Below are 25482 nucleotides of genomic sequence, written 5' to 3' on the forward strand. Positions count from 1 at the left end.
CGGTCAGGACAGGTCGAACCGGTCCAGGTTCATGACCTTGGTCCAGGCCGCGACGAAGTCGGCCACGAACTTCTCCTTCGCGTCGTCGCTCGCGTACACCTCGGCCAGCGCGCGCAGCTCGGAATGGGAGCCGAAGACCAGGTCGGCCCGGCTGCCGGTCCACCTGACCTCGCCGGTGGCCGGGTCGTAGCCCTCGAAGGTGCCCGCGTCGGCGGAGACCGCCCGCCACTGCGTGCCGAGGTCGAGCAGGTTGACGAAGAAGTCGTTGGTGAGGACGCCGGGCGTGGCGGTGAGGACGCCGAGCGACGACCGCTGGTGGTTGGCGCCCAGCACACGCAGGCCGCCGACCAGGACGGTCATCTCGGGGGCGCTGAGCGTCAGCAGGTTGGCCCGGTCGATCAGCAGGTACTCGGCGGGCAGCCGGTTGCCCTTGCCGAGGTGGTTGCGGAAGCCGTCGGCGGCCGGTTCCAGCGCGGCGAACGACTCGACGTCCGTCTGCTCCTGCGCGGCGTCCACCCGGCCGGGGGTGAAGGGGACCTCGATCTCGAACCCGGCCTGCGCGGCGGCCCGTTCGACGCCCACGCCGCCGGCCAGGACGATCAGGTCGGCCAGCGAGACGCCCTTGCCGTCGCTCCGCCCGGCGTTGAAGGACTCCTGGACGCCCTCCAGGGCGCGCAGCACGGCCGCCAGGCGGTCGGGGTCGTTGGCCTCCCAGCCGCGCTGCGGCTCCAGCCGGATACGGGCGCCGTCGGCGCCGCCGCGCTTGTCGCTGCCGCGGAAGGACGAGGCCGACGCCCAGGCGGTGAAGACCAGTTCGGACACCGGCAGGCCGGTCCCGGTGATCTCCGCCTTGAGGGCGGCGACGTCCTCGGCGTCCAGGAGCGCGTACGTCCGCTCGGGCAGCGGGTCCTGCCAGAGCAGGACCTCGGTGGGCACCTCGGGGCCGAGGTAGCGGGAGACCGGGCCCATGTCGCGGTGGGTCAGCTTGAACCAGGCCCGCGCGAAGGCGTCGGCGAACTCGTCGGGGTGCTCCAGGAAGCGCCGCGAGATCGGCTCGTAGACCGGGTCGAAGCGGAGCGAGAGGTCGGTGGTCAGCATGGTGGGGGCGTGCCGCCTGGACGGGTCGTGCGCGTCGGGGACCGTACCGGCGCCCGCGCCGTCCTTCGGCCGCCACTGCTGGGCGCCCGCGGGGGACTCGAACAGCTCCCACTCGTAGCCGAACAGGGTCTCGAAGAAGCTGTTGTCCCAGGTCGTCGGGGTGGCCGTCCAGGTCACCTCCAGACCGCTGGTGATGGCGTCGCCGCCCTTGCCGGTGCCGAAGGCGTTCTTCCAGCCGAGGCCCTGGTCCTCCAGGCCGGCGGCCTCCGGGTCGGGTCCGACGTGGTGGGCCGGTCCCGCGCCGTGCGTCTTGCCGAAGGTGTGGCCGCCCGCGATGAGCGCGACGGTCTCCTCGTCGTTCATCGCCATCCGGCGGAAGGTCTCGCGGATGTCGCGGGCCGCGGCGATCGGGTCCGGATTGCCGTTCGGGCCCTCGGGGTTGACGTAGATGAGTCCCATCTGCACGGCGCCGAGGGGGTTCTCCAGCTCGCGGTCGCCGGTGTAGCGCCGGTCGCCGAGCCAGGTGGTCTCGGGGCCCCAGTAGACGTCCTCCTCGGCCTCCCAGACGTCCGCGCGGCCGCCCGCGTAGCCGAACGTCTCGAAGCCCATGGTCTCCAGGGCGACGTTCCCGGCGAGGATCAGCAGGTCGGCCCAGGAGAGGTTGCGGCCGTACTTCTTCTTGACCGGCCACAGCAGGCGGCGCGCCTTGTCGAGGTTGGCGTTGTCCGGCCAGCTGTTGAGCGGGGCGAAGCGCTGCTGCCCGGCACCCGCGCCGCCACGGCCGTCGCTGATGCGGTAGGTGCCCGCGCTGTGCCAGGCCATCCGGATGATCAGCGGGCCGTAGTGCCCGAAGTCGGCGGGCCACCAGTCCTGGGAGGTGGTGAGCACCTCGGCGAGGTCGCGTTTGACGGCCGCCAGGTCGAGGCCGGCGAACGCCTCGGCGTAGTCGAAGTCCGCGCCGAGCGGGTTGGCCACGTCGGGGTTCTTGGCGAGGATCCTCAGGTTGAGCCGCTCCGGCCACCACTGGCGGTTTCCGCCGCCCTGCGTGGGGTGCGCGGCGCGCCCGTGCGCGACCGGGCAGCCGTCACCGGTGTCCTGAGTCTTCGGATCGGTGACGATGGCCTCGTGGTTCTCGGACATGGAAATCCTTCCGGGCTGGCGGATCACGGTGCTCAGGTGCGGGGCGCGCCGGAACAGGCCGGGCAGCGGCCCCAGTAGACGACCTCGGCCTCGTCGACGGTGAAGCCGTGGCCCGCGGACGCGGTGAGACAGGGCGCGCGTCCCGTCGCGCAGTCCACGTCGGCGACGGCACCGCACGAGCGGCACACGGCGTGGTGGTGGTTGTCCCCGACGCGGCCCTCGTAGCGGGCCGGGCCTCCGGCGGGGGCGATACGGCGTATCAGTCCGGCCGCGGTGAGGGCGTGCAGCGCCTCGTACACGGCCTGGAGGGAGATGTGGCCGACGCGGGCGCGCACCCCGGCGGCGGCGGCCTCCGCCGCGAGGTGGTCACCGGCGCGCACGGTCTCCAGGAGGGCGACGCGGGCGGCCGTCACACGCAGGCCGGCACCGCGCAGCTCCTCGGCGGTGGTCGGGGGCCGGGCTGCCGTCATGGCGCAGAACCTACCGCCGCAAAGACGAACCGTTCAAGAAAACGTACGGTCAAGATCCGGTCGGGCGGCGGGACCGGGCGGGGCCGCGGTGAGTCCGCGCTCCAGGTCGTCCAGGGCGCGCCGGGCCGCGCCGATCCGTTCCAGCAGGTCGCGGTGGTCCTCGGCGGGCGCGGGGACGCTCGGGGGTGCGGGCGGGTCGTCCCGTTCCATCTCCCGGGCCTCGTCCAGGGAGGTCAGGACCACGCCGATGAGGACGTTGACCAGGACGAAGGAGGCCAGGAGCACATAGGAGGCGTAGTAGAGCAGGCTCCAGCGCGACACCTCCAGACCGGCGTGCACCGCGTCGCCGATGCCGTCCAGGGTCATCAGCAGGAAGAGGGTGAGGACGGCGCGGCCGATGGAGCCGTAGTGCTGCGGGTCGGCGTGGCCGAAGAAGACCCAGCCGACCATGGCGTAGACGTACAGCAGGAGGGTGCCGACGAGCAGGAAGCTGAGGGTGCCGGGCAGGCTGCGGGCCACCGCGACGAGCACGACGCGCAGTTGGGGCAGGAAGCGGGCGGTGCGCAGTACGCGGGCCAGCCGCAGCAGCCGCAGCACGGTGGCGTTCTCGCGGACCAGGGGCAGGAAGGCGCAGAGCACCACGGCGAGGTCGAAGAGGTTCCACGGGTCCTTGAGGAAGTCCCGCGGCCGGTCGGCGTGGGCGGCCAGGCGCAGCAGGATCTCGGCGGTGAACACGGCCAGGCAGGCGTGTTCGGCCAGGCGTAACCCGTGGTGCCGGCGGGCGGCGAGTCCGGGGTAGGTCTCGACGCCCAGCAGGGCGGCGTTGAGGAGGATGACGGCGAAGACCGCGAGGGCGAACCACCGGGCCTCGGTGAGGTCGCGGCAGCGGTGTGCCAGCCGGGTGCGGGCGGTGTCCGGTGCGGTGACGGTCTCCCGGGGGTGCTGCTGCGGCATCTGACGCCGTCGCTCCTTCGCGCAGGGGTCGCCTGCGGGACCCGTGATGATCTTCTACAGCACTGTAGATGATCACGGGCGGGCCGGGTCCGCTCCCGGCCGGCGCCCGCACCCGCGGGGCACCGGCCGGGGACGCGGCGCGCGGTTCAGCCGCCGAGCGCCGCCAGGACGACCTGCTTGGCCTCGTCCTGGACCCGGCCGAGGTGGTCGGCGCCCCGGAAGGACTCCGCGTAGATCTTGTACACGTCCTCGGTGCCGGACGGGCGGGCCGCGAACCAGGCGTTCTCGGTGGCCACCTTGATGCCGCCGATGGCGGCGCCGTTGCCGGGCGCCTCGGTGAGCACGGCGGTGACCGGCTCGCCCGCGAGGGTGTCGGCGGTGACCTGGGCCGGGGACAGCCTGGCCAGGCGCGCCTTCTCCTCGCGGCTCGCCGGGGCGTCGATCCGGGCGTAGGCGGGCTCGCCGAAGCGCTCGGTGAGGGCGGCGTAGTGCTGGGAGGGCGTCCGGCCGGTGACGGCGGTGATCTCGGAGGCGAGCAGGGCCAGGATGATGCCGTCCTTGTCGGTGGTCCACACCGAGCCGTCGCGGCGCAGGAAGGACGCCCCGGCCGACTCCTCGCCGCCGAAGCCGAGCGAGCCGTCGGCCAGCCCGTCCACGAACCACTTGAAGCCGACGGGCACCTCCACCAGGGGCCGGCCCAGATCGGCGGCGACCCGGTCGATCATGCCGGAGGACACCAGCGTCTTGCCCACGCCCGCCGCCGACGGCCACTCGGTGCGGTGGGCGTAGAGGTAGGAGATGGCCGTGGCCAGGTAGTGGTTGGGGTTCATCAGACCGGCGTCCGGGGTGACGATGCCGTGCCGGTCGGCGTCGGCGTCGTTGCCGGTGGCGATCTGGAACCGGTCGCGCTGTCCGATGAGCGAGGCCATGGCGTACGGCGAGGAGCAGTCCATGCGGATCTTGCCGTCCCAGTCCAGCGTCATGAACCGCCAGGTGGGGTCGGTGAGCGGATTGACCACGGTCAGGTCGAGCCGGTGCTGCTCGGCGATCCGCCCCCAGTACGCCACCGAGGCGCCGCCCAGCGGGTCGGCGCCGATCCGCACCCCCGCGCCGCGGATCGCGTCCAGGTCCAGCACGCTCGGCAGGTCCGAGACATAGGCGCCGAGGAAGTCGTGGCGGCCGGTGGTCTCCGCGGCGAGCGCCCGGGTGTACGGGATGCGCCGTACGTCCTTCAGGCCGCCCGCGATGATCTCGTTGGCGCGGTCCTGGATCCAGGAGGTGGCCTCGGAGCCGGCCGGGCCGCCGCTGGGCGGGTTGTACTTGAAGCCGCCGTCGGCGGGCGGGTTGTGCGAGGGGGTGACGACGACGCCGTCCGCGAGGCCCGAGGAGCGGCCGCGGTTGTGGGTGAGGATGGCGTGCGAGACGGCCGGGGTGGGCGTGTAGCCGTCGGCCGCGTCGATGAGCACGGTGACGCCGCCCGCCGCGAACACCTCCAGGGCGGTGACCCGGGCGGGCTCGGACAGGGCGTGGGTGTCGGCGCCCAGGAAGAGCGGGCCGTCCGTGCCCTGGGCCGCGCGGTACTCGCAGATCGCCTGGCTGGTCGCGGCGATGTGGTCCTCGTTGAAGGCCGCCGCGAGGGAGGAGCCGCGGTGTCCCGAGGTGCCGAACGCCACCCGCTGGCCCGGCTCGGCCGGGTCCGGGTGCAGCGCGTAGTACGCGGTCACCAGGCGGGCCACGTCGATCAGGTCGTCCGGTGAGGCCGGCCCGCCCGGTGCGCCCGCTCGTTCCTGCTGCATGACTGCCACTCCTCGAATTCGGTGTACTCGCTGCACTCGCTGTCCGGTGACCTGGGGTCCAGGTGTTCCGGTGTTCGACGGCCCTGTGTCCACTCGCGATCTCCATCTTCCCCCGCTCGCGACCGGCCGACGCACCCGAGTCCGAGGAGCGGGACCCGGGTGCGGGACGGGCGGGGGCGGCGCACCCGGCCCCCGCCGGTCGTTCAGTGCCGCGCCACCAGATGGGAGAGGGCGATGTTGAGTTCGAGGACGTTCACCCGGGGTTCGCCCATGAAGCCCAGGGTGCGGCCCTCGGTGTGGTCCGCGACCAGCCGCTGCACCCGGGCGGGCGGCAGGCCGTTGCGCTCGGCGACCCGGTACACCTGGATCCGCGCGTACTGCGGGGAGATGTCGGGGTCGAGACCGGAGCCGGAGGAGGTGACCGCGTCGGCCGGGACGTCGGCGGGCGAGACGGGGTGGCCGGGCACCGAGTTGTCCTTGACGACGGCCGCCTGGGCCTCCCGTACCTGGTCGACGAGGGTCTTGTTGTCGGCGGCGAGGTTGGTGGCGCCGGACACCAGCAGCTTGTAGCGGGTGTTCAGGGTGTTGGTGGCCAGCCCGTTGGCGGGCCGGCCCTGGAACCACTTCAGGTCGGCGGCCGGTGTCCGCTGCCCCTGCTTGAGCGGGAGGTCGTAGGACTGGCCGATGAGGGCGGAGCCGACGACCCTGCCGTCCGAGCTGACCTCGGAGCCGTTGGCCTTGCCGGGGAACAGGCCCTGGGCGATGCCGGTGACCAGGAGCGGATAGAGGACGCCGGTGACCAGCGTCAGCACGAGCAGCGCGCGCAGGCCCGCGCCCAGCAGCCGGGCGGTGTTCGGGAGGGTGTTGTTCATGGCCGTCAGCCGATTCCGGGAATGAGGGACAGGACCAGGTCGATCAGCTTGATGCCGATGAAGGGGGCGATCAGCCCGCCGATGCCGTAGAGGCCGAGGTTGCGGCGGAGCATCCGGTCGGCGCTCATCGGCCGGTAGCGCACGCCCTTGAGGGCGAGCGGCACCAGCGCGACGATGATCAGCGCGTTGAAGACGACGGCGGACAGGATCGCCGAGCTGGGCGAGGACAGCTGCATGACGTTGAGCTTGTCCAGGCCCGGGTAGACCGCGGCGAACAGCGCCGGGATGATCGCGAAGTACTTCGCCACGTCGTTGGCGATGGAGAAGGTGGTGAGCGCGCCCCGGGTGATCAGGAGCTGCTTGCCGATCTCCACGATCTCGATGAGCTTGGTCGGGTTGGAGTCGAGGTCGACCATGTTGCCGGCCTCCTTGGCGGCCGACGTGCCGGTGTTCATCGCCACGCCGACGTCCGCCTGGGCGAGGGCCGGTGCGTCGTTGGTGCCGTCGCCGGTCATCGCGACCAGCTTGCCGCCCGCCTGCTCCCGCTTGATGAGGGCCATCTTGTCCTCGGGGGTGGCCTCGGCGAGGAAGTCGTCGACGCCCGCCTCCTCGGCGATCGCCTTGGCGGTCAGCGGGTTGTCGCCGGTGATCATGACGGTTCTGATGCCCATGCGGCGCAGCTCGGAGAATCGTTCCCGCATGCCGTCCTTGACGACGTCCTTGAGGTGGACGACGCCCAGCACCCGGGCCCCGCGCCCGTCCTCGACGGCGACCAGCAGCGGGGTGCCGCCCGCCTCCGAGATGCCCGCGACGATCGTGTCGGCGTCCTCGGCCACGGTGCCGCCGCGCCCGGTGACCCAGGCGGCGACCGAGCCGGCCGCGCCCTTGCGGATGCTGCGGCCGTCGACGTCCACCCCGGACATCCGGGTCTGCGCGGTGAACGCGACCCACTCGGCGCCGGCCAGTTCGCCCTGGTGGCGCTCCCTGAGCCCGTACCGCTCCTTGGCCAGGACGACGACGGAGCGGCCCTCGGGCGTCTCGTCGGCCAGCGAGGAGAGCTGGGCGGCGTCGGCGAGTTCGGCCTCGGTGGTGCCGCGCACCGGCACGAACGCGGCCGCCTGCCGGTTGCCCAGGGTGATGGTGCCGGTCTTGTCCAGCAGCAGCGTGGAGACGTCGCCCGCGGCCTCGACCGCCCGGCCGGACATGGCCAGCACATTGCGCTGCACCAGCCGGTCCATGCCCGCGATGCCGATGGCCGACAGCAGCGCGCCGATCGTGGTCGGGATCAGGCAGACCAGGAGCGCGACCAGCACCACGAGCGTCAGCTGGGTGCCCGCGTAGTGGGCGAAGGGCGGCAGGGTGGCGCAGGCCAGCAGGAACACGATGGTGAGCGAGGCCAGCAGGATGTTGAGCGCGATCTCGTTGGGCGTCCGCTGCCGTGCGGCGCCCTCGACCAGGCCGATCATCCGGTCGATGAAGGTCTCCCCCGGCCGGGTGGTGATCCGTACGACGATCCGGTCGGAGAGCACCTTGGTCCCGCCGGTCACCGCGGACCGGTCGCCGCCGGACTCCCGGATGACCGGCGCGGACTCGCCGGTGATCGCGGACTCGTCGACGCTCGCCACACCCTCGACGACGTCGCCGTCCCCGGGGATGATGTCACCGGCCTCGCAGACCACCCGGTCGCCGATGGCGAGGGCGGTCCCGGCGACCTGCTCCTCGGTGCCGTCGGCGGCCAGCCGCCGGGCCACGGTGTCGGACTTGGCCCGGCGCAGGGTGTCGGCCTGGGCCTTGCCGCGGCCCTCGGCGACGGCCTCGGCGAGATTGGCGAAGACCACGGTCAGCCACAGCCAGACGCTGATGGTCCAGCCGAACCAGTCGCCCGGGTGGACGCAGGAGAAGGCGGTGGTCAGCACCGAGCCGACCCAGACCACGAACATCACGGGCGACTTGACCTGCACCCGCGGGTCGAGCTTGCGGAAGGCGTCCGGCAGCGACCTGAGCAGCTGCGCCGGGTCGAACAGGCCCGCGCCGACCCGGCCCCGTTCCGGGGAGTGCCCGGTGGGCAGGTCGGGGTGCGGCGCACGGGCGGGGGTGACGGTGGACATGGAGTCCTCTTGGCTCTCGGAACGGCTTTCGGTACGCGGGGTCATCACGCCAGCCCTTCGGCGAGCGGGCCCAGCGCCAGGGCCGGGAAGTAGGTCAGCCCGGTGATGATGAGGATGGCGCCCACGAGCAGCCCGGCGAACAGCGGCTTCTCGGTGCGCAGGGTGCCCGCGGTGACCGGTACCGGCCGCTGCTCGGCCAGCGATCCGGCCAGCGCCAGGACGAACACCATCGGCAGGAAGCGGCCGAGCAGCATGGCCAGTCCGGTGGTGACGTTGAACCAGTCCGTGTTCGCGTTCAGACCGGCGAAGGCCGAGCCGTTGTTGTTGGCCGCCGAGGTGAAGGCGTACAGGACCTCGGAGAAGCCGTGCGCGCCCGGGTTGAGCATCGAGTGCGGCGGGGTCGGCAGCGCCATGGACAGCGCGGTGAAGACCAGGACGAGCGTCGGGGTGACCAGGATGTAGCAGGCGGCGAGCTTGATCTCGCGGGCGCCGATCTTCCGGCCCAGGTACTCGGGGGTGCGGCCGACCATGAGGCCCGCGATGAACACCGCGATCACGGCCATGATCAGCATGCCGTAGAGGCCGGATCCGGTGCCGCCGGGCGCGATCTCGCCGAGCATCATCCCGAGCAGGGTGATGCCGCCGCCCAGCCCGGTGAAGGAGGAGTGGAAGGAGTCCACCGCGCCGGTCGAGGTGAGGGTGGTGGCCACCGCGAAGATCGAGGAGGCGCCCACACCGAAGCGGGTCTCCTTGCCCTCCATGGCGCCGCCCGCGAGTTGCAGGGCGCCCTCGTGGTGGGCGAACTCGGTCCACATCATCAGGGCCGTGAAGCCGAGCCAGATGGTGGCCATGGTCGCCAGGATCGCGTAGCCCTGGCGCACCGAGCCGACCATCAGGCCGAAGGTGCGGGTCAGCGAGAACGGGATGACCAGGATCAGGAAGATCTCGAACAGGTTGGTGAACGGCGTGGGGTTCTCGAAGGGGTGGGCGCTGTTGGCGTTGAAGTAGCCGCCGCCGTTGGTGCCCAGCTCCTTGATGGCCTCCTGCGAGGCGACCGCGCCGCCGTTCCACTGCTGCGAGCCCCCCATGAACTGACCGACCTCATGGATCCCGGAGAAGTTCTGGATCGCACCGCACGCCACCAGCACGACCGCGGCGAGCGCGGCGATCGGCACGAGGATGCGCACGGTGCCGCGCACCAGGTCCACCCAGAAGTTGCCCAGCTCACCGGTGCGGGACCGGGAGAAGCCGCGGACCAGGGCGATGGCCACGGCGATGCCGACCGCGGCCGACACGAAGTTCTGCACGGCCAGACCCGCGGTCTGCACCACATGCCCCATCGTCTGCTCACCGGCGTACGACTGCCAGTTGGTGTTGGTGACGAAGGACGCCGCGGTGTCGAACGCCTGCGCGGGCTCGACGGAGCGGAAGCCGAGGGAGAGCGGCAGCACCCCCTGGATCCGCTGGAGCAGGTACAGGAACAGCACACCGGCCGCGGAGAAGGCGAGGACCGCGCGCAGATAGGCGGGCCAGCGCATCCGCGCGCCGGGGTCGGCACCGATCCCCCGGTAGATCCACCGCTCGACACGCCAGTGCCGCTCGGTGGTGTAGACCCGGGCCATGTAGGAGCCGAGGGGTATGTAGGCCAGTGCCAGTGCGCCCATCAGGGCGAGCAGCTGGAGCACACCGGCAAGTACGGGACTCATGGCGGGGCTCAGAACCTCTCCGGGAAGATCAGGGCGAGGACGAGATAGCCCAGCAGGGCGACGGCCACGATCAGGCCGACGACGTTCTCGGCGGTCACAGCTTCGTCACCCCCTTGGCGACGAGGGCCACCAGCGCGAAGACCGCGAGTGTGGTGACGACGAAGGCCAGATCGGCCATCGTGAGCTCCTGGAATGGTGCGGATGCTTCGGACCCCTAGAGGAAATCCCCTCTCCGGCCGGATCCGACCGTCCGTTGACGCCTCTCATACGGCGCCCGCCCCGGCCTTGACGCCGCCCTGACGTGGCCCTGACGCACCCCTGACACCGGCCGTCACCTCGGCGTTTCCCCGGACCACCGGCCGGGTCCGCGGCGAGGCGGGCGGGGTCACGTCTGGGTGACGGCCGCGGCCAGCAGGACGGCCGCGGCGACCACGGTGAGTCCGGCGATCGAGAAGGCCAGGCAGCGGGCGCGGAGCCGCTGGTAGCGCTCCTCGTACTCACCGCGCAGGGCCCGGCAGCGGTCGGCGACGCGGTGCAGATCGGCCCGCGCCCGGGTGAGGCTGTCGCGGACGTAGTGCTCCTCGATCTCCTCGCGCTGGGCGGTGGTCAGCCACGGCAGCGGCTCGGTGAAGGCGCGGGCCCGCTCCTCGGCCTCGGCGACCCGGGCCTGCCACAGCAGATAGCCCTCCACCTGGTCGGCCAGGTGGGCGGGGGCGAGCGGCTCCTCGCCCGTGCGTCCCGCCGCGTCGGTCATGCCGGCAGGCCCAGATTCTCCTGCCGGTCCGCCAGCGACACCTCCGGGTGGTTCAGGTCGAACGCCGGGGACTCGCTGCGGATCACGGGCAGGGTGACGAAGTTGTGCCGCGGCGGCGGGCAGGACGTCGCCCACTCCAGCGACCGGCCGTAGCCCCACGGGTCGTCGACCTCGACCTTGCGGCCGTACTTCGCCGTCTTCCAGATGTTGTAGAGGAACGGCAGCATCGACAGGCCCAGCAGGAAGGAGCCGATGGTGGAGACCATGTTCAGGCCGGTGAAGCCGTCGGCCGCCAGATAGTCGGCGTAGCGGCGGGGCATGCCCTCCGCGCCCAGCCAGTGCTGCACCAGGAAGGTGGTGTGGAAGCCGACGAACAGCATCCAGAAGGTCATCTTGCCCAGCCGCTCGTCGAGCATCTTGCCGGTCCACTTCGGCCACCAGAAGTGGAATCCGGCGAACATCGCGAAGACGACCGTGCCGAAGACGACGTAGTGGAAGTGGGCCACCACGAAATAGCTGTCGGAGACATGGAAGTCCAGCGGCGGGGAGGCCAGGAGGACACCGGTGAGACCGCCGAAGAGGAAGGTCACCAGGAAGCCGGCCGACCACAGCATGGGGGTCTCGAAGGAGATCGACCCCTTCCACATGGTGCCGATCCAGTTGAAGAACTTCACCCCGGTCGGGACGGCGATGAGGAAGCTCATGAAGGAGAAGAACGGCAGCAGCACCCCGCCGGTGACGAACATATGGTGCGCCCACACCGTCACGGAGAGCCCGGCGATGGAGATGGTGGCGCCGACCAGGCCCATGTATCCGAAGATCGGTTTGCGGGAGAAGACCGGGATGATCTCCGTGACGATGCCGAAGAACGGCAGCGCGATGATGTACACCTCGGGATGCCCGAAGAACCAGAAGAGGTGCTGCCACAGCAGCGCTCCGCCGTTGGCCGCGTCGAAGACATGGGCACCGAACTTGCGGTCCGCCTCCAGGGCGAGCAGCGCGCCCGCGAGGACGGGGAAGGCGAGCAGCACCAGGACACTGGTGAGCAGCACGTTCCATACGAAGATCGGCATGCGGAACATGGTCAGGCCCGGGGCACGCATGCAGACGATCGTGGTGACGAAGTTGACCGAGCCCATGATGGTGCCGAAGCCGGACAGCGCGAGACCCATGATCCACAGGTCGCCGCCGATGCCCGGTGAGTGCACCGCGTCGGTCAGCGGGGAGTAGGCGAACCAGCCGAAGTCGGCGGCGCCGCCGGGGGTGAGGAAGCTGCTCACCGCGATCAGCGAGCCGAGCAGGTAGAGCCAGTAGGCCAGCATGTTCAGCCGGGGGAAGGCCACGTCCGGCGCGCCGATCTGGAGCGGCATGATCCAGTTCGTGAATCCGGCGAACAGCGGCGTCGCGAACATCAGCAGCATGACCGTGCCATGCATGGTGAACGCCTGGTTGAACTGCTCGGTGGACACGATCTGGAGACCCGGCCGGGCCAGCTCCGCGCGCATCACCAGCGCCAGGACGCCGCCGAACAGGAAGAACACGAACGAGGTGACCAGGTACAGCGATCCGATCGTCTTGTGATCGGTCGTCGTGACCCACTTGACCACGACGGCTCCGGGTCGCAGGCGACGACGGGGACCGGTGGTTTCCGGTGTGATCTGCTGAACGTCTGTCATGCGGCCCGTGACACGCTTTCTCTCAAGACATGGATGCGTGGGTTCCGCCCCGCAGGGCTCGTCCTCATCCTCGCGTCTTGCGCGCGCGAAGCGCCGTCCGTCGTCGCCGGGATGGCCCAACACCCGGCGGAATGCACTCGGTCGGCCTACTCCCCCGGTTCCCCGGCCGACGGCGCGGGGGGCTGCGACCGGTCGGTGGCCACGGCGTAGGGCGGGAGTTGGGCGGGGCTCACCCGCTCGCCCAGCACCTCGGCCATGAACCGCACCAGCCAGCGCTGGGCGGGGGTGCGCGAGGACTCGTGCCGGGCGTAGAGCGCCACCTCGGTCGGCTCGGTCTCGAACGGCAGGCGGACCAGGCGCACCCGGTGGGAGGCGGTGAAGACCTCGCCGACGTACTCGGGGACGATCGCGATGAGGTCGGTCTGCTCCAGCAGATAGGGCAGCATCGAGAAGCGGGTGGCGTCCACCGCGACCCGGTCCAGGAGGTCGTGCGCGGCGAGCACGGCCCGCGGCACGACGTGTCCGCTGGGGCCGAAGACCGTGGCGTGGTGCTCGGTGGCCAGGTCCGCGAGCGTGACCGCGTCGCCGCGGATGCGCGGGTGGTCGGCGGCGACCATGCCGACGTAGCGCTCGTGGAAGAGCGGGATCCGCACGGTCCGGTGGGAGGTCAGCACCGGGGTGGCCACGAACGCGTCGAGGTCGCCGCGGCGCAGTTGCTGCTCGGCGTCGTCCACGTCCAGCGCCCGTACGGTGAAGGAGACCCCGGGCGCGCGCTCGCGGGCCGCGGCCAGCAGCCGGGGCAGCAGGGTGGCCTCGCCGAGGTCGGACAGGGCCACGGTGAAGCAGCCCGCCATGACCTTCGGCTCGAAGGTGTCGGCCTGGCGGACGGTGCCGTCGATCTCGGCGAGGGCGCGGCGCAGCGGCTCGTACAGCCGCCGGGCGCCCGCGGTGGGGCTCAGCCCGCGTCCGGTGCGCCGGAACAGCTCGTCGTCGAAGTGCCGGCGCAGCTTGCCCAGGCTGTAGCTGACGGTCGGCTGGGTGACGTGGAGGGTCTCGGCGGTGGCCGTGACGCTGCCGGTCTCGTACAGCAGGACGAAGACCCGCGCGAGGTTGAGATCGAAGGTCTTCATATCGACCAACTCTATAACGCGGGCCCACAACATCTATTGGTGTTCATGTCGGAGCGTTGCCTAGCGTGCGTTGCGTCACTCCGAAAGGAACTTCCGGTGTCCTCCGTACGTCGTGTCTCCCACGAGTTCCTGAAGCGTCAGGGCCTCACCACCGTGTTCGGCAACCCCGGCTCCAACGAGCTGCCGTTCCTCGCCGGCCTGCCCGCCGGTTTCCGTTACGTCCTCGGTCTGCACGAGGGTGCCGTCGTCGGCATGGCGGACGGCTACGCGCAGGCCACCGGCCGGCCGGTGCTGGTCAACCTGCACGCCGCCTCCGGCTCCGGGAACGCCATGGGCGCGCTCACCAACGCCGTCTCCGCCCGCACCCCGCTGGTGATCGTCGCCGGGCAGCAGGTGCGCCCGGCCGTCGGCCCGGAGGCGAACCTCGCCAACGTCGACGCCCCGGCCCTGATGAAGCCGCTGGTCGGCTGGGCGGCGGAGCCGGCGTGCGCCGAGGACGTGCCGCGCGCCCTCGCCCAGGCCGTCTTCGAGGCGCGGCTCCAGCGGCGGCCGACGTACCTGTCGGTGCCGTACGACGACTGGGCGGCCGAGGCCGGTGACAACACCCTGGCGGTGCTGGACCGGCGGGTCGAGCGCGGTGCCGTGCCGACCGCCGGACAGGGCCGCCGGCTGGCGGAGCTGGTCGCCTCGGCGCGGCGGCCCGCGCTGGTGCTGGGCGGCGACATCGACGCGGCCGGGCTCTTCGACGGCGCGGTGCGGCTGGCCGAGCGGCTGGGCGGTCCGGTGTGGGCGGCGCCCTCGCAGTTCCGGCTGCCCTTCCCCAACCGGCACCCGCTGTTCCGCGGTGTGCTGCCCGCCGGGATCGCCCCCGTGTGCGCGGCGCTGGAGGGCCACGACCTGGTGCTGGTGCTGGGCGCTCCGGTGTTCCGCTACCACGAGTACCTGCCCGGCCGGTATCTGCCCGAGGGCACCCGGCTGATCCAGGTGACCGAGGACGCGGCAGCGGCGGCACGGGCCCCGATGGGCGAGGCGCTGGTCGCCGACCCGGGCGCGGTCATCGACCTGCTGACCGAACAGCTCGGCGCGCCCGCCGCGCCCCGCGCCCCGTACCGGCCCGTGCCCGACCCGGCCGCCGGTGAGGGCGGACGCCTGCACCCCGAGCAGGTCTTCGCCGCGCTCCGCGACGAGCAGCCCGAGGACACCGCGTACGTCGTCGAGTCGACCTCCACGAGCGCCGCGTGGTGGCGCCAGATGGACCTGCGCCGCCCCGGCTCCTACTACTTCCCCGCGGCCGGGGGGCTCGGTTTCGGGCTGCCCGGCGCCGTCGGGGTCGCCCTGGCGCAGCCGGACCGGCCGGTCGTCGGCGTGATCGGGGACGGCTCGGCGAACTACGGCATCACCGCCCTGTGGACGGCCGCCCAGCACCGGGTCCCGCTGACCGTCGTCCTGCTGCGCAACGGGACGTACGGCGCGCTGCGCTGGTTCGGTGACCTGCTCGGGGTGCCCGACGCGCCGGGCCTGGACATCCCCGGCCTGGACTTCACCAGGATCGCCGAGGGCTACGGCGTCGCCGCCCGGCAGGCCGCGGACGCCGACGAGCTGCGGGCCCTGCTCGCCGAGCGCCCGGACGGACCGCGGCTGATCCAGGTGGACACGGTGCTCACGACGCCCTCCTGACGGGGAACAACGCCCACAGCGCCGCACGGACGCGGCACCTCACGCCCGCCTCCCGCGCGGCCACCCACGGAAACGAGAGGGAACCTTCGATGACACTCCTGGACAGCGACGTCTGGGCCGGAAAGCTCTTCGGCGACGGCTGGACGGACGCCGGCACGACGCGGCCGGTCACCGAACCGGCCACCGGCGACCGGCTGGGCACCGTGGGCCTCGCCACGGCCGAGGACGCGGCGCGCGCCGCCGCACGGGCGGCCGAGGCGCAGCGCGGGTGGGCGGACCTGCCGCCGGCCCGCCGGGCGGCCGTCCTGCGCCGGGCGGGCGAGCTGCTCACCGCACACGCCGCCGAGGCCGAGGAGTGGCTGGTGCGCGAGGCCGGGTCGGTGCGCGCCAAGGCGGCCTTCGAGGTGGGGCTCACGGTCGGCGAGTTCTTCGAGTGCGCGGGCCTGCCCACGCATCCGCAGGGCGAGGTGCTCACCTCCGAGGAGGCCCGCTGGTCCCTGGCCCGGCGCCGACCGGCCGGGGTCGTGAGCGTCATCGCGCCGTTCAACTTCCCGCTGCTGCTCGCGCTGCGCTCGGTGGCGCCCGCGCTCGCCCTGGGCAACGCGGTGCTGCTCAAGCCGGATCCGCGGACCGCGGTCAGCGGCGGGGTCGTCCTCGCACGGCTCTTCGAGGAGGCGGGGCTTCCCCCGGGCGTGCTGCACCTGCTGCCGGGGGACGGCGAGGTCGGCCGGGCCGTCGTCGAGGCCCCGCAGGTGCGGGTGATCTCGTTCACCGGGTCCACTCCCGTCGGCCGGGCCATCGGCGAGCAGGCGGGCCGTCTGCTCAAGCGGGCCCATCTGGAACTGGGCGGGAACAACGCCCTGGTGGTGCTGCCCGGCGCGGACGTGGGCAAGGCGGCTTCGGCGGGTGCCTTCGGCTCCTATCTGCACCAGGGGCAGATCTGCATGACGACCGGCCGGCACATCGTCCACGAGTCGCTGCTGGAGGAGTACACGGCCGCGCTCGCCGCGAAGGCCGCCGCGCTGCCGGTGGGCGACCCGGCCCGCGCGGACGTGGCGCTCGGTCCGCTCATCGACCGCGGCCAGTTGGAGCGGGTGCACCGCATCGTCACCGAGTCGGTCGCGGCGGGCGCCACGCTCGCGGCGGGCGGCGAGACCGACGGCGCCTGCTACCGCGCGACCGTGCTGTCCGGCGTCACCACGGACATGCCCGCCTGGCGGGAGGAGATCTTCGGCCCGGTCGCGCCGGTCGTCGGCTTCGCCACGCTGGAGGAGGCCGCGCGGATCGTCGACGACTGCGAGTACGGCCTGTCGGTCGGCATCCTCGGCGACGTCGGTACGGCGATGAAGCTCGCCGACCGGATCGAGTCGGGCAAGGTCCACATCAACGAGCAGACGGTCGGCGACGAGCCGAACGCGCCCTTCGGCGGGGTCAAGGCGTCGGGCACCGGCTCCCGCTTCGGCGGCGCGAGGGCCAACGCCGAGGCGTTCACCGAGACCCAGTGGGTCACGATCCGCCCGGACATCGCCGACTACCCGTTCTGACCCCGACCACCTGTTCCGAGCCGACCACCTGTTCCGAGCCGACCACCCGTTCTGAGCGGCCCGCCGTCCGTCCGCGGACGGCCGCCCGCCGCTCCGTCCCCGACCACCGGCAGCCCGTTCCCTTGCGCGATCCTCCGCTCCGTCCCCGCTCCGCCCGCACCCGCTCCCCAGGGGGTATGTCCGATGACATCCACCGTCCCGTCCCACGCCCCGGCCCGGACCACCGCCTCCGGACGCAACGTCTGGACCGTGGTCCTGTGCTGGATCACCGTCATGCTGGAGGGCTACGACCTCGTCGTCCTCGGTGCCATCATCCCGACCCTGCTCAAGACCCACCATCTCGGCATGACCGCCGGGGACGCGACCACGATCGCGACCCTCTCGCTCGTCGGTGTGGCCATCGGCGCGGTGTGCGTGGGACCGCTGGCCGACCGGCTGGGGCGGCGGCTGCTGCTCATCGCCTCGGTGCTGCTGTTCTCCGTCTTCACGCTGCTGGTGCCGCTGGCCGGCTCGGTGACGGTGTTCGCGCTGCTGCGGCTGGCGGCCGGGCTGGGACTGGGCGCCTGCATGCCGGTGTCGCTGACGATGATGGCCGAGCACATGCCCGCGCACCGGCGGGCACGGGCCAGCACCCTGACGATGACCGGCTACCACACCGGTGCGGTGATCACCTCGCTGCTGGCCCTCCAGGTGACCGACAATTGGAAGATCCTCTTCTATGTGCTCGGCGCCGCCGGTCTCGTCATCGCGGCCGTCCAGTGGTTCCGGCTGCCGGAGTCGGAGGCGTTCGTCCGCACCCGGGAGACGGACGGCGACGGTGCCGCGCGGGTGCCGTTCACCGAACTGCTCAAGCCGGCGTACCTGCGCGCGGGCATCGGGGTCTGGGTGGCCTCGTTCATGGGGCTGCTGCTGGTCTACGGCCTCAACACCTGGCTGCCCAAGCTGATGAACGACGCCGGATACCCGGTGCCCACGGCCGTCACCCAGCTCCTGGTGCTCAACGTCGGCGGTGTCATCGGTCTGCTCGTGGGCGGGTGGGTCGCCGACCGCCGGGGCATCAAGGGCACCACGGTCGCCTGGTTCGCGGTCTCGGTGCTGATGCTGGCCTGTCTGAGCGTCAGGATGCACAACGACCTGCTGCTCGACCTGGTCGTCCTCCTCACCGGTGTGTTCGTCTTCTCGGCCCAGGTGCTGGTCTACGCCTACGTGACCGACTTCTACCCGGCGGCCGTGCGCGGCACCGCCCTCGGTTCGGCGTCCGGGATCGGCCGGATCGGTTCGATCGTGGGTCCGTCGGTCACCGGCGCCCTGGTCACCGCCGGGATAGGCCACCCGTGGGGCTTCTACTTCTTCGCGATGGTCGCCGTCCTCGGCTGCGCCGCGGTGCTGACCCTGCCGCGCGCCGCGGCGAAGGCCGGGTGAGGGATCTCGGGGCCGGACCCTGACACGGCGTCAGGGTCCGGTCAGGGTGGCGCCGGGGTTGTCACGGATAGTGACCGACCGGTGCGGTTCGGCAGGCTGGGGGCATGCCGAAGACCACTGCGCGCAGCCCTCACTCCCGTCCCCACTGCCGTACCCGCTCCCGTTTCCGTCCCCGTGCTCTCGCCGCCGGGGCCCTGGCCGGTGCGGTCGCCCTGGTGGGCCTCGCGGGCGCGCTGCCCGCGAGTGCCGCACAGCCGGGCGCTCCGTCCTTCTCGTCCGTCTCCGCCCCCTCCTCCGGCCCGGGTCCGTCGGGTTCCGCTCCCTCGGGTTCCGGCCGGTCCGGCTCCGTCACCGCCTCCGTGGCCGTGCCGACGGACTTCCGCGACTGCCCCGCCCTCCCGGCCGGTGCCGACCCGGCCGCCTGGCGCTGCGAAGTGCACGCCGCCGCACCGCGGTTGTCGATGGGCGGCCTCGCGGTGACGCTCGCGCCGATCACCATGACCCATGCCGAGGGCCCGCTGCCCGACGGGACACCGGGCCAGGTGTGGGGGGCGATGCACAGCGCGGCCACCCCCGTCCCGGGCGGACTCACCGGCACCGCGCAAGCCGGGCCGGCACCGCTGACGGGCCTGTCGCTCCAGCCCGAGTACGGCGGCCGGTCCGACTTCTACACGGGCCGGTTCAGCCTCCGCTTCCGGCTGGTGAGCCCGCTGCTGCCCCGCAGTTGCGTGATCGGGGCCGACGCGCCGGTCGACTTCGCCCTGAAGCGGCCGAGCCCCTCGGAATGGCTGTCCACCAACCCGCCCGTGATCCGGTTCTCCGCGTACGACGACACGTTCGCCGCCCCGGCCGCCGGGCACTGCGGTCCCCTGACCCGCATACTCGGCCGCCGGCTCGGCCTCCCGGCACCGACCGGCAACCTGATGAGCTACGACGCGATCTACACGTTCCGGACCTACGACACCCTGCCCGCCCGCTGACGCGCCCCCGGAACGGGTGACCCCGCCGTTCGAACGCCGCCCGGCGACCCGCAACCCCCCGTGCCCGTACGCAGTTGCTTCCCTGGTACCCCCTCTGCGACGGAGGCTTCTCTTGCGTATGACCGACATCCAGCGCTGCGAGGTCCGGCCCGGACGGCTGGTCGAGTGGACACTCGACCCGGCGGCCGTCCGGACCGCATCGGATCTCCCGGACGATGCCCGACCGCCGGCGTACATCCAGGAGTCGCACATCAGGACGGCCAGGACCGTCCGCGAGAGCGGGCTGTTCGTGCCGACCTGGCTGGGCACCGCGTTCGACGTCCCCGGCCGAGTCGATCTCGACGCGCTCGGGGAGGCCCTGCGCGGCTGGATGCTCCGGCACGAGACGCTGCGCAGCGGCTTCCGCTGGACCGGCGACGACATGCGCCGCTTCACGCTCGACGCCGCCGACGTGGCACTGCGCCGCGAGACGATCGGTGACTTCGACGACCCGGGCGTGCTGGTCCAGCATCTGCAGGACCGTTTCGACCACACCGCGGACGCGCTGCGCTGGCCGAACTTCCTGTTCACTGCGGTCGTCCGGGAGGACGGCGCCAGTGTGTACATGGCGTTCGACCACAGCAACGTGGACTCCTACTCGGTGCAGCGGCTCCCGGCGGAGATCCATGAGCTGTACCGTGCCGGTGCCGGGGGGAGCCGCCCGCAGCCCCGGCCGGTCAGCAGCTATGTCGACTTCTGCCGCACCGAGCGGGCCGACGCGGACGGGATCGACCGCACGGACGCCGTCGTCGAGCGCTGGCGGGACTTCATCGGCCGCTGCGGCGGCCGGCTGCCGAACTTCCCCCTGGACCTCGGTCTGGAGCCGGGCGGTGCGCTGCCCCGCCAGAAGCTGATGAACGAGATGCTCGTGGACGCCGGTGACGCGGCCGCCTTCGAGGCGTACTGCCGGCCCTACGGCGGCAGTCTGGTCGGCATCCTGGCGGCCACCGCCCTGATCGTCCATGAGATCGGCGGGGAGCCGGTCTACCGCACGGTGGTCCCCTTCCACACCCGGCACAAGTCGCAGTGGCGGGACTCGGTCGGCTGGTACGTGGGCGGCGCGCCGATCGAGGTCGAGACCGCGCGGGCGGCCGACTTCCCGGCTCTGCTGCGGATGGTGAGCGACCGGCTGCGTGCCGCCAGGCCCCTGTCCAGGATGCCGCTGGCGCGGGTGCTGCGGCTGCTGGGGACCGACTTCCGGCCGACCTCCCCGGACCTGTACTCGATCGTCTCGTTCGTCGACGCCCGGGACATCCCCGGCTCCGGCGACTGGGCGGGGCTGAAGGCGTACGGCCTGATCAGGGTCTCCTACGGCGACCAGGTGTGCGCGTGGATCAACCGGCTGCACGAGGGGCTCCAGTTCGCGAGCCGCTATCCGGACACCGACATCGCGTACAAGAACATGCGGCTGTACGTGGAGCAACTGCGGGAGGTGATCGTCTCGGTGGGCCGTCCTCAGGTCTCCTGAGGGGGCTCGGGCAGCGCCAGTTCCGCCCAGATCACCTTGCCCTCGGGGGTGTACCGGGTGCCCCAGCGCTCGGTCGTGCGCGCCACCAGGAACAGGCCCCGGCCGCCCTCCTCGGTGGTCGCCGCGTAGCGCAGATGCGGGGAGGCGCTGGTGCCGTCGGAGACCTCGCAGATCAGGGTGCGGTCATGGATCAGCCGGACGTGGATCGGTGCCGATCCGTAGCGGATGGCGTTGGTGACCAGTTCGCTGAGGACCAGTTCCAGGACGAAGCCCAGTTCGGCCAGGCCCCATGCGTCGAGCTGCGCGCCGGCGGCGACCCGGATGCCGGCGACGGCGGCCGGGTCGGGCGGCACGTCCCAGTCGGCGATCCGCTCCGGCGGCAGTGCGCGGGTGCGGGCCACGAGCAGGGCGACGTCGTCGCGCGGCCGGGCGGGCAGCAGGGCGCCGAGCACGGCCCGGCAGTGTTCCTCCGGGTCCCGCTCGGGGTGTCCGGCCAGCGCCCGGCGCAGCAGTTCCATCCCCTCGTCCAGGTCGCGGCGGCGGTCCTCGATGAGGCCGTCGGTGTACAGGACGAGCTGGGTGCCCTCCTCCAGTTCCAGTTCGGCGGTGCGGAAGGGCATGCCGCCGAGGCCGAGCGGCGGTCCGGAGGGCAGGTCGGGGAAGGTGACGGTGCCGTCCGGGCGCACCAGCGCGGGGGCGAGGTGTCCGGCGCGGGCCATGGCACAGCGGCGGGAGACGGGGTCGTAGATCGCGTACAGGCAGGTGGCGCCGACGACGTTGGCCGCGGTCTCGGGGCAGTCCTCGTCCTGGTCGATGCGGCCGACCAGGTCGTCGAGGTGGCTCAGCAGTTCGTCGGGGGGCAGGTCGAGGGTGGAGAAGTTGTGCACCGCGGTGCGCAGCCGGCCCATGGTGGCGGCGGCGTGCAGGCCGTGGCCGACCACGTCCCCGACGACGAGGGCCACCCGGCCGCCGGGCAGCGGGATCACGTCGAACCAGTCGCCGCTGACGCCGGACTGGGCGGGCAGGTAGCGGTAGCCGGCCTCGACGGCGCCGTGCTCGGGCAGGGCCCGCGGCAGCAGGCTGCGCTGGAGGGTGACGGCGAGGGCGTGCTCGCGGGTGAAGCGGCGGGCGTTGTCGATGCTGACGGCGGCGCGGGCCACGAGTTCCTCGGCCAGCGACAGTTCCTCCTCCTCGAAGGGGCCGTGCTCCTTGGAGCGCCAGAAGTTGGCCACGCCCAGCACCGCGCCGCGGGCCCGGATCGGTGCGGTGATCAGCGAGTTGATGCCGTAGTCGACGATCCGCCCGGCGCGCTCGGGGTCCTGTGCCTGCCAGCCGGCCGCCGAGGCCAGGTCGGGCAGCCGTTCGGACACTCCGGTGCCGTAGCCGCGGGCCTGCGGGGTGGAGGGCACGAAGTCGATCAGCCGGCCCCGCTCGTAGAGGGGGTGGTCGTCCCGTACGCCGCGCACGGCGACGCGGCGCATCCCGGCGGAGGCGGGCTCCGGCTCCTCGCCGCACAGGACGGCGTCGTCGAGATCGACGGTGACGAAGTCGGCGAAGCGGTCCACGGTGACCTGGGCGAGTTCGTCGGCGGTGCGGGCGATGTCGAGGGTGGTGCCGATGCCGAGCCCGGCGTCGTAGAGGAGGTTGAGCCGTTCCCGGGCGACCTCGGCGCGGCCGGACAGCGCCTGGAGTTCGGTGGAGTCGCGCAGGGTGACGACGGTGCCCGCGGGGCCTCCGGCGCGGTCGGTGGGGCGCTGGTTGACGGCGAGCAGCAGCCCGCCGGCGAGATGGACCTCGTCGGTGGCCTCCCGGCCGGACGCGAGCAGCGCCGCGGTCTCGGGCTCCAGTTTCGGGAGCTTGGCCACCGGCCGGCCCTCGGCGTCGGGCGGGAGGTCCAGGAGCCGCCGGGCCTCGTCGTTGGCCAGCAGCAGCCGGCCGTCGCCGCCGACGATGAGCACGCCTTCGCGCACGGAGTGCAGGACCGCGTCGTGGTGGTCGTACATGCGGGTCATCTCGTCCGGGCCGAGGCTGTGGGTCTGGCGGCGCAGCCGCCTGCCGACCAGGGCGGTCACGGCGGTGGCCAGGCCCAGGGCGACGGCTCCGGCGGTGAGGATGATCGGGATCTGGTGGTAGACCTGCCCGGTGACGTTCTTGACCTTCAGCCCGGCGGAGACCAGGCCGACCACATGGCCGCCGGTGTCCTCGACGGGGACGATGGCCTGGACCTCCTGCCCGAGCGGCCCGTGCACGCTCTCGGTGCGGACCTGACCGGCCAGCGACGGGCCGATGGTGCCGACGAAGCGCCGGCCGATGCGGTCGGGAAGGGGGTGGGTGTAGCGGATGCCGTGGGTGTCCATGACGACGATGAAGTCGACGCCCGCGGTCCGGCGGCCCGCCTCCGCCAGGGGCTGGAGCACGGCCGAGGGGCTGGGCCCGCGCAGCGCGGCGACGACACCGGGGGCGTGGGCGAAGGTCTGGGCGACGGCGACGGAGCGGCGTCTGGCCTCGGCGCTGGTGTCCCGCTGCGACTGGAGGAGGAGGGCGAGGACGGCGCCGATCACCAGCAGTACCACGAGGGCCACCTGGAGAACGAACACCTGTCCGGCGACGCTTCGCGGACTCTTTCCCGCCAGCGACCGCCCCGGTATCCGTCGAAGACGGGCAAAACGGTCTGCCATGCGGCCTTTGTAGCACCGACACGCCCGAGTCGTCACGGGTTGGGCGGATGTTCGTCGGCCGGTACCGCTCCTTGAGACGGTGGTATCAGTGGGTGGCGGGGTCGCGGAGCAGCGCGTCCAGCCGGTCCAGGATCCAGGACCAGGTCTGGCCGGAGTCGGGCGCGCTGTGGCTGAAACCGCCGGCCAGCTCCAGGCTCACATAGCCGTGGAACACGCTGCCGAGCAGCCGGACCGCGTGGGTCTCCTGCGGTTCCGCCAGGTCGTAGCCGCGCAGGATGGCCCGCGTCATCTGGGCGTGCCGCACGCCCGCGCTCGCGGCGGCCGTCTCCGCGTCGAGCGGGAGCCGGGCGGCGGTGTAGCGGCCGGGGTGCTCCCGGGCGTACCGGCGCAGGACGTCGGCGTAGGCGGCCAGCGCCTCCTTGCCCGCCCGCCCGGCCAGCGCCTCGGCGGCCCGGTCGGCCAGTTCCTCCAGGGCGAGCAGGGCGATGCGGGTCTTGAGATCCTGGGAGCTCGTCAGATGCGAGTACAGGCTCGCGACCTTGACGTCGAACCGTCTGGCGACCGCCGAGACGGTCACCTGTTCGAAGCCGACCTCGTCGGCCAGTTCCGCCCCGGCCCGGACCAGGCGGTCGGTGGTGAGTCCCGCGCGTGGCACAGCGTTCCCTTCCGTTCCCTGAAGGGATTGTGCCCGTGCCTAAAGATGTTAGGCAAATGGCCGTCATGGGACGTCACGGCGTCCCGGTGCCCGAGGTGCTGCTCCACGGCCGCCGGAAGGGCCCCGTCCGCCCGAGTGGTGTCCCGGGCGGACGGGGCCCTCCTGCCACGGACCCGGACCGCTAGTGGTCCGTGCGGGCGGGAGAACCGACGGCCGGCGGAGCGGTCATCAGCTTCCCGAACAGGGCCATGCACGAGGAACAGTGACCGGCCCGCTGCGCGTTCGCCCCGTCGACGCGCCGGCCGAGCCGCCGCCCGCAGAGCGTGGTCACCGTGTTCTTGGCCATGACATGCCACACCGGCGCACCGCCCGGTTCCTCGGCTCCTGCACACATCTCATACATGATCGGCTCCCTTGATGGACGCCTCTCTGACTCCAGGAGACACCCGATCAGCCGTAGGCACGCAGTCACGGAGGGCCATTCGGGTGACACGCCGGGTGGGGGCCCGCGGGCCGGTGCGGGCGGGCGCGGTGCCATCATGGGCGCCATGCGGAAGAGCGGTGCGATACGGACGGCTGCCGCGACGGTGGTCTGCGGAGCCCTGGCGATGTCCCTGACCGGCTGCGGCGGCTCGGGCCACCCGAGAGCGAAGGGCGGCGGGAACGGCGGCGCGGGCGGGACGGCCGCCGCTCCGCACGGCACGGCACCGGACCGGGTGCCCGGCATCGGCGACCGGCTCTGGCGGCAGGTCCCGGCCGCCACCCGCCAGGTCGTCGCCGTCTACGGCGCCGGGCCGAACTCCCCGGACGCGACGGTGCGGCTCTTCACCCGGCAGGGCTCCGGCTGGCGGCAGGAGCGCTCCTGGCCCGCGCACAACGGCCGCAACGGCTGGACGGCCGATCACCACGAGGGCGACCAGCGCACCCCGGTGGGCGTCTTCACACTGAGCGACGCGGGCGGGGTGCTGGCCGATCCGGGGGCCCGGCTGCCGTACACGCGGTCCGCCTCCTTCCAGGCGCCGCACTCCTGGAACAAGAACTCCTGGCACGACTTCGACTACGTCATCGCCATCGACTACAACCGGGTGCGGGGCACCTCGCCGGAGGACCCCACCCGGCCCGAGGGACAGCACAAGGGCGGCAGCATCTGGCTGCACATGGACCACGGCAGCGGCACCTCCGCCTGCGTGAGCCAGTCCGAGGACGCCATGCGCTACCTGCTGCGCACCCTCGATCCGCGCCTGCACCCGGTCGTGGTCATGGGCGACGCCCGGGATCTCGCCGCCTGAGACGGCGTCCACGCACCGGACGGACC

The 25482-nt window shown here is 72.5% G+C and carries 20 protein-coding genes; 6 read left to right on the forward strand and 14 right to left on the reverse strand.

All coding sequences use genetic code 11. From position 1 onward, the window contains the following. Positions 1 to 3 precede the first annotated feature (3 nt). From katG to ACWDYF_RS26590, 11 genes are all read right to left on the reverse strand, one after another. Entirely contained in the window at positions 4 to 2238 is a 2235-nt protein-coding gene (katG, locus tag ACWDYF_RS26540; protein ID WP_389472173.1) for a catalase/peroxidase HPI, read from the reverse strand. A gap of 32 nt (positions 2239 to 2270) precedes the next feature. Then, positions 2271 to 2708, reverse strand: a complete 438-nt coding sequence (locus ACWDYF_RS26545) for a Fur family transcriptional regulator (protein WP_389472169.1) — start codon at positions 2706 to 2708, stop codon at positions 2271 to 2273. A gap of 33 nt (positions 2709 to 2741) precedes the next feature. Then, positions 2742 to 3662, reverse strand: coding sequence for an ion transporter (locus ACWDYF_RS26550; RefSeq protein WP_389472167.1), 921 nt, complete (start codon positions 3660 to 3662; stop codon positions 2742 to 2744). A gap of 146 nt (positions 3663 to 3808) precedes the next feature. Then, on the reverse strand, positions 3809 to 5458 hold the full coding sequence (gene pgm, locus ACWDYF_RS26555) for a phosphoglucomutase (alpha-D-glucose-1,6-bisphosphate-dependent) (RefSeq protein WP_389472164.1): 1650 nt from the start codon (positions 5456 to 5458) through the stop codon (positions 3809 to 3811). Between the two features lie 203 nt (positions 5459 to 5661). Continuing rightward, the gene (locus tag ACWDYF_RS26560; RefSeq protein WP_389472161.1) at positions 5662 to 6330 is read right to left on the reverse strand and encodes a potassium-transporting ATPase subunit C; all 669 of its coding nucleotides are present in this window, start codon (positions 6328 to 6330) and stop codon (positions 5662 to 5664) included. 5 nt (positions 6331 to 6335) lie between these two features. Beyond that, positions 6336 to 8438 (reverse strand): potassium-transporting ATPase subunit KdpB, encoded by a 2103-nt coding sequence (gene kdpB, locus ACWDYF_RS26565; protein ID WP_381744721.1) that lies wholly within the window; start codon positions 8436 to 8438, stop codon positions 6336 to 6338. A 44-nt stretch (positions 8439 to 8482) separates the two neighbouring features. Next, positions 8483 to 10144 (reverse strand): potassium-transporting ATPase subunit KdpA, encoded by a 1662-nt coding sequence (kdpA, locus tag ACWDYF_RS26570; RefSeq protein ID WP_381744720.1) that lies wholly within the window; start codon positions 10142 to 10144, stop codon positions 8483 to 8485. 8 nt (positions 10145 to 10152) lie between these two features. Next, positions 10153 to 10242, reverse strand: a complete 90-nt coding sequence (gene kdpF, locus ACWDYF_RS26575; protein WP_018566520.1) for a K(+)-transporting ATPase subunit F — start codon at positions 10240 to 10242, stop codon at positions 10153 to 10155. Between the two features lie 287 nt (positions 10243 to 10529). Beyond that, the gene (locus tag ACWDYF_RS26580; RefSeq protein WP_018566518.1) at positions 10530 to 10898 is read right to left on the reverse strand and encodes a hypothetical protein; all 369 of its coding nucleotides are present in this window, start codon (positions 10896 to 10898) and stop codon (positions 10530 to 10532) included. Then, positions 10895 to 12574 carry an aa3-type cytochrome oxidase subunit I gene (ctaD, locus tag ACWDYF_RS26585; protein ID WP_381744719.1) on the reverse strand — a complete coding sequence of 560 codons (1680 nt, stop codon included), beginning with the start codon at positions 12572 to 12574 and terminating at the stop codon, positions 10895 to 10897. Before ctaD ends, ACWDYF_RS26580 begins: the two co-directional genes overlap by 4 nt. Before the next feature lie 146 nt (positions 12575 to 12720). Next, complete coding sequence (locus ACWDYF_RS26590; protein WP_018566516.1) at positions 12721 to 13704, reverse strand: LysR family transcriptional regulator; 984 nt, start codon at positions 13702 to 13704, stop codon at positions 12721 to 12723. Between the two features lie 96 nt (positions 13705 to 13800). Between ACWDYF_RS26590 and mdlC the strand changes: the two genes are divergently transcribed. From mdlC to ACWDYF_RS26615, 5 genes are all read left to right on the forward strand, one after another. Next, the gene (gene mdlC / locus ACWDYF_RS26595; RefSeq protein ID WP_389472156.1) at positions 13801 to 15381 is read left to right on the forward strand and encodes a benzoylformate decarboxylase; all 1581 of its coding nucleotides are present in this window, start codon (positions 13801 to 13803) and stop codon (positions 15379 to 15381) included. Between the two features lie 89 nt (positions 15382 to 15470). After that, entirely contained in the window at positions 15471 to 16925 is a 1455-nt protein-coding gene (locus tag ACWDYF_RS26600; protein WP_389472154.1) for an aldehyde dehydrogenase family protein, read from the forward strand. Between the two features lie 183 nt (positions 16926 to 17108). Continuing rightward, complete coding sequence (locus ACWDYF_RS26605; RefSeq protein WP_389472151.1) at positions 17109 to 18347, forward strand: MFS transporter; 1239 nt, start codon at positions 17109 to 17111, stop codon at positions 18345 to 18347. Positions 18348 to 18451: 104 nt separating this feature from the next. Beyond that, a complete protein-coding gene (locus tag ACWDYF_RS26610) occupies positions 18452 to 19327 on the forward strand; it encodes a hypothetical protein (protein ID WP_389472148.1) in 876 nt (291 codons plus the stop codon). 112 nt (positions 19328 to 19439) lie between these two features. Beyond that, on the forward strand, positions 19440 to 20834 hold the full coding sequence (locus ACWDYF_RS26615) for a condensation domain-containing protein (protein ID WP_389472146.1): 1395 nt from the start codon (positions 19440 to 19442) through the stop codon (positions 20832 to 20834). Here the strand turns inward: ACWDYF_RS26615 and ACWDYF_RS26620 are convergent. The 3 genes from ACWDYF_RS26620 to ACWDYF_RS26630 form a co-directional block, all read right to left on the reverse strand. Next, the gene (locus ACWDYF_RS26620; protein WP_389472143.1) at positions 20822 to 23512 is read right to left on the reverse strand and encodes a SpoIIE family protein phosphatase; all 2691 of its coding nucleotides are present in this window, start codon (positions 23510 to 23512) and stop codon (positions 20822 to 20824) included. The two genes, ACWDYF_RS26615 and ACWDYF_RS26620, sit on opposite strands and share 13 nt — an antisense overlap. A gap of 85 nt (positions 23513 to 23597) precedes the next feature. After that, entirely contained in the window at positions 23598 to 24167 is a 570-nt protein-coding gene (locus ACWDYF_RS26625; protein ID WP_389472141.1) for a TetR/AcrR family transcriptional regulator, read from the reverse strand. Positions 24168 to 24348: 181 nt separating this feature from the next. After that, a complete protein-coding gene (locus ACWDYF_RS26630; protein WP_381744712.1) occupies positions 24349 to 24561 on the reverse strand; it encodes a hypothetical protein in 213 nt (70 codons plus the stop codon). Positions 24562 to 24715: 154 nt separating this feature from the next. Here ACWDYF_RS26630 and ACWDYF_RS26635 point away from each other — a divergent pair, with 154 nt between their 5' ends. Further along, a complete protein-coding gene (locus tag ACWDYF_RS26635) occupies positions 24716 to 25456 on the forward strand; it encodes a L,D-transpeptidase family protein (RefSeq protein ID WP_389472137.1) in 741 nt (246 codons plus the stop codon). The last annotated feature ends 26 nt before the right edge of the window (positions 25457 to 25482 follow it).

Source organism: Streptomyces sp. NPDC003284, assembly GCF_053589675.1.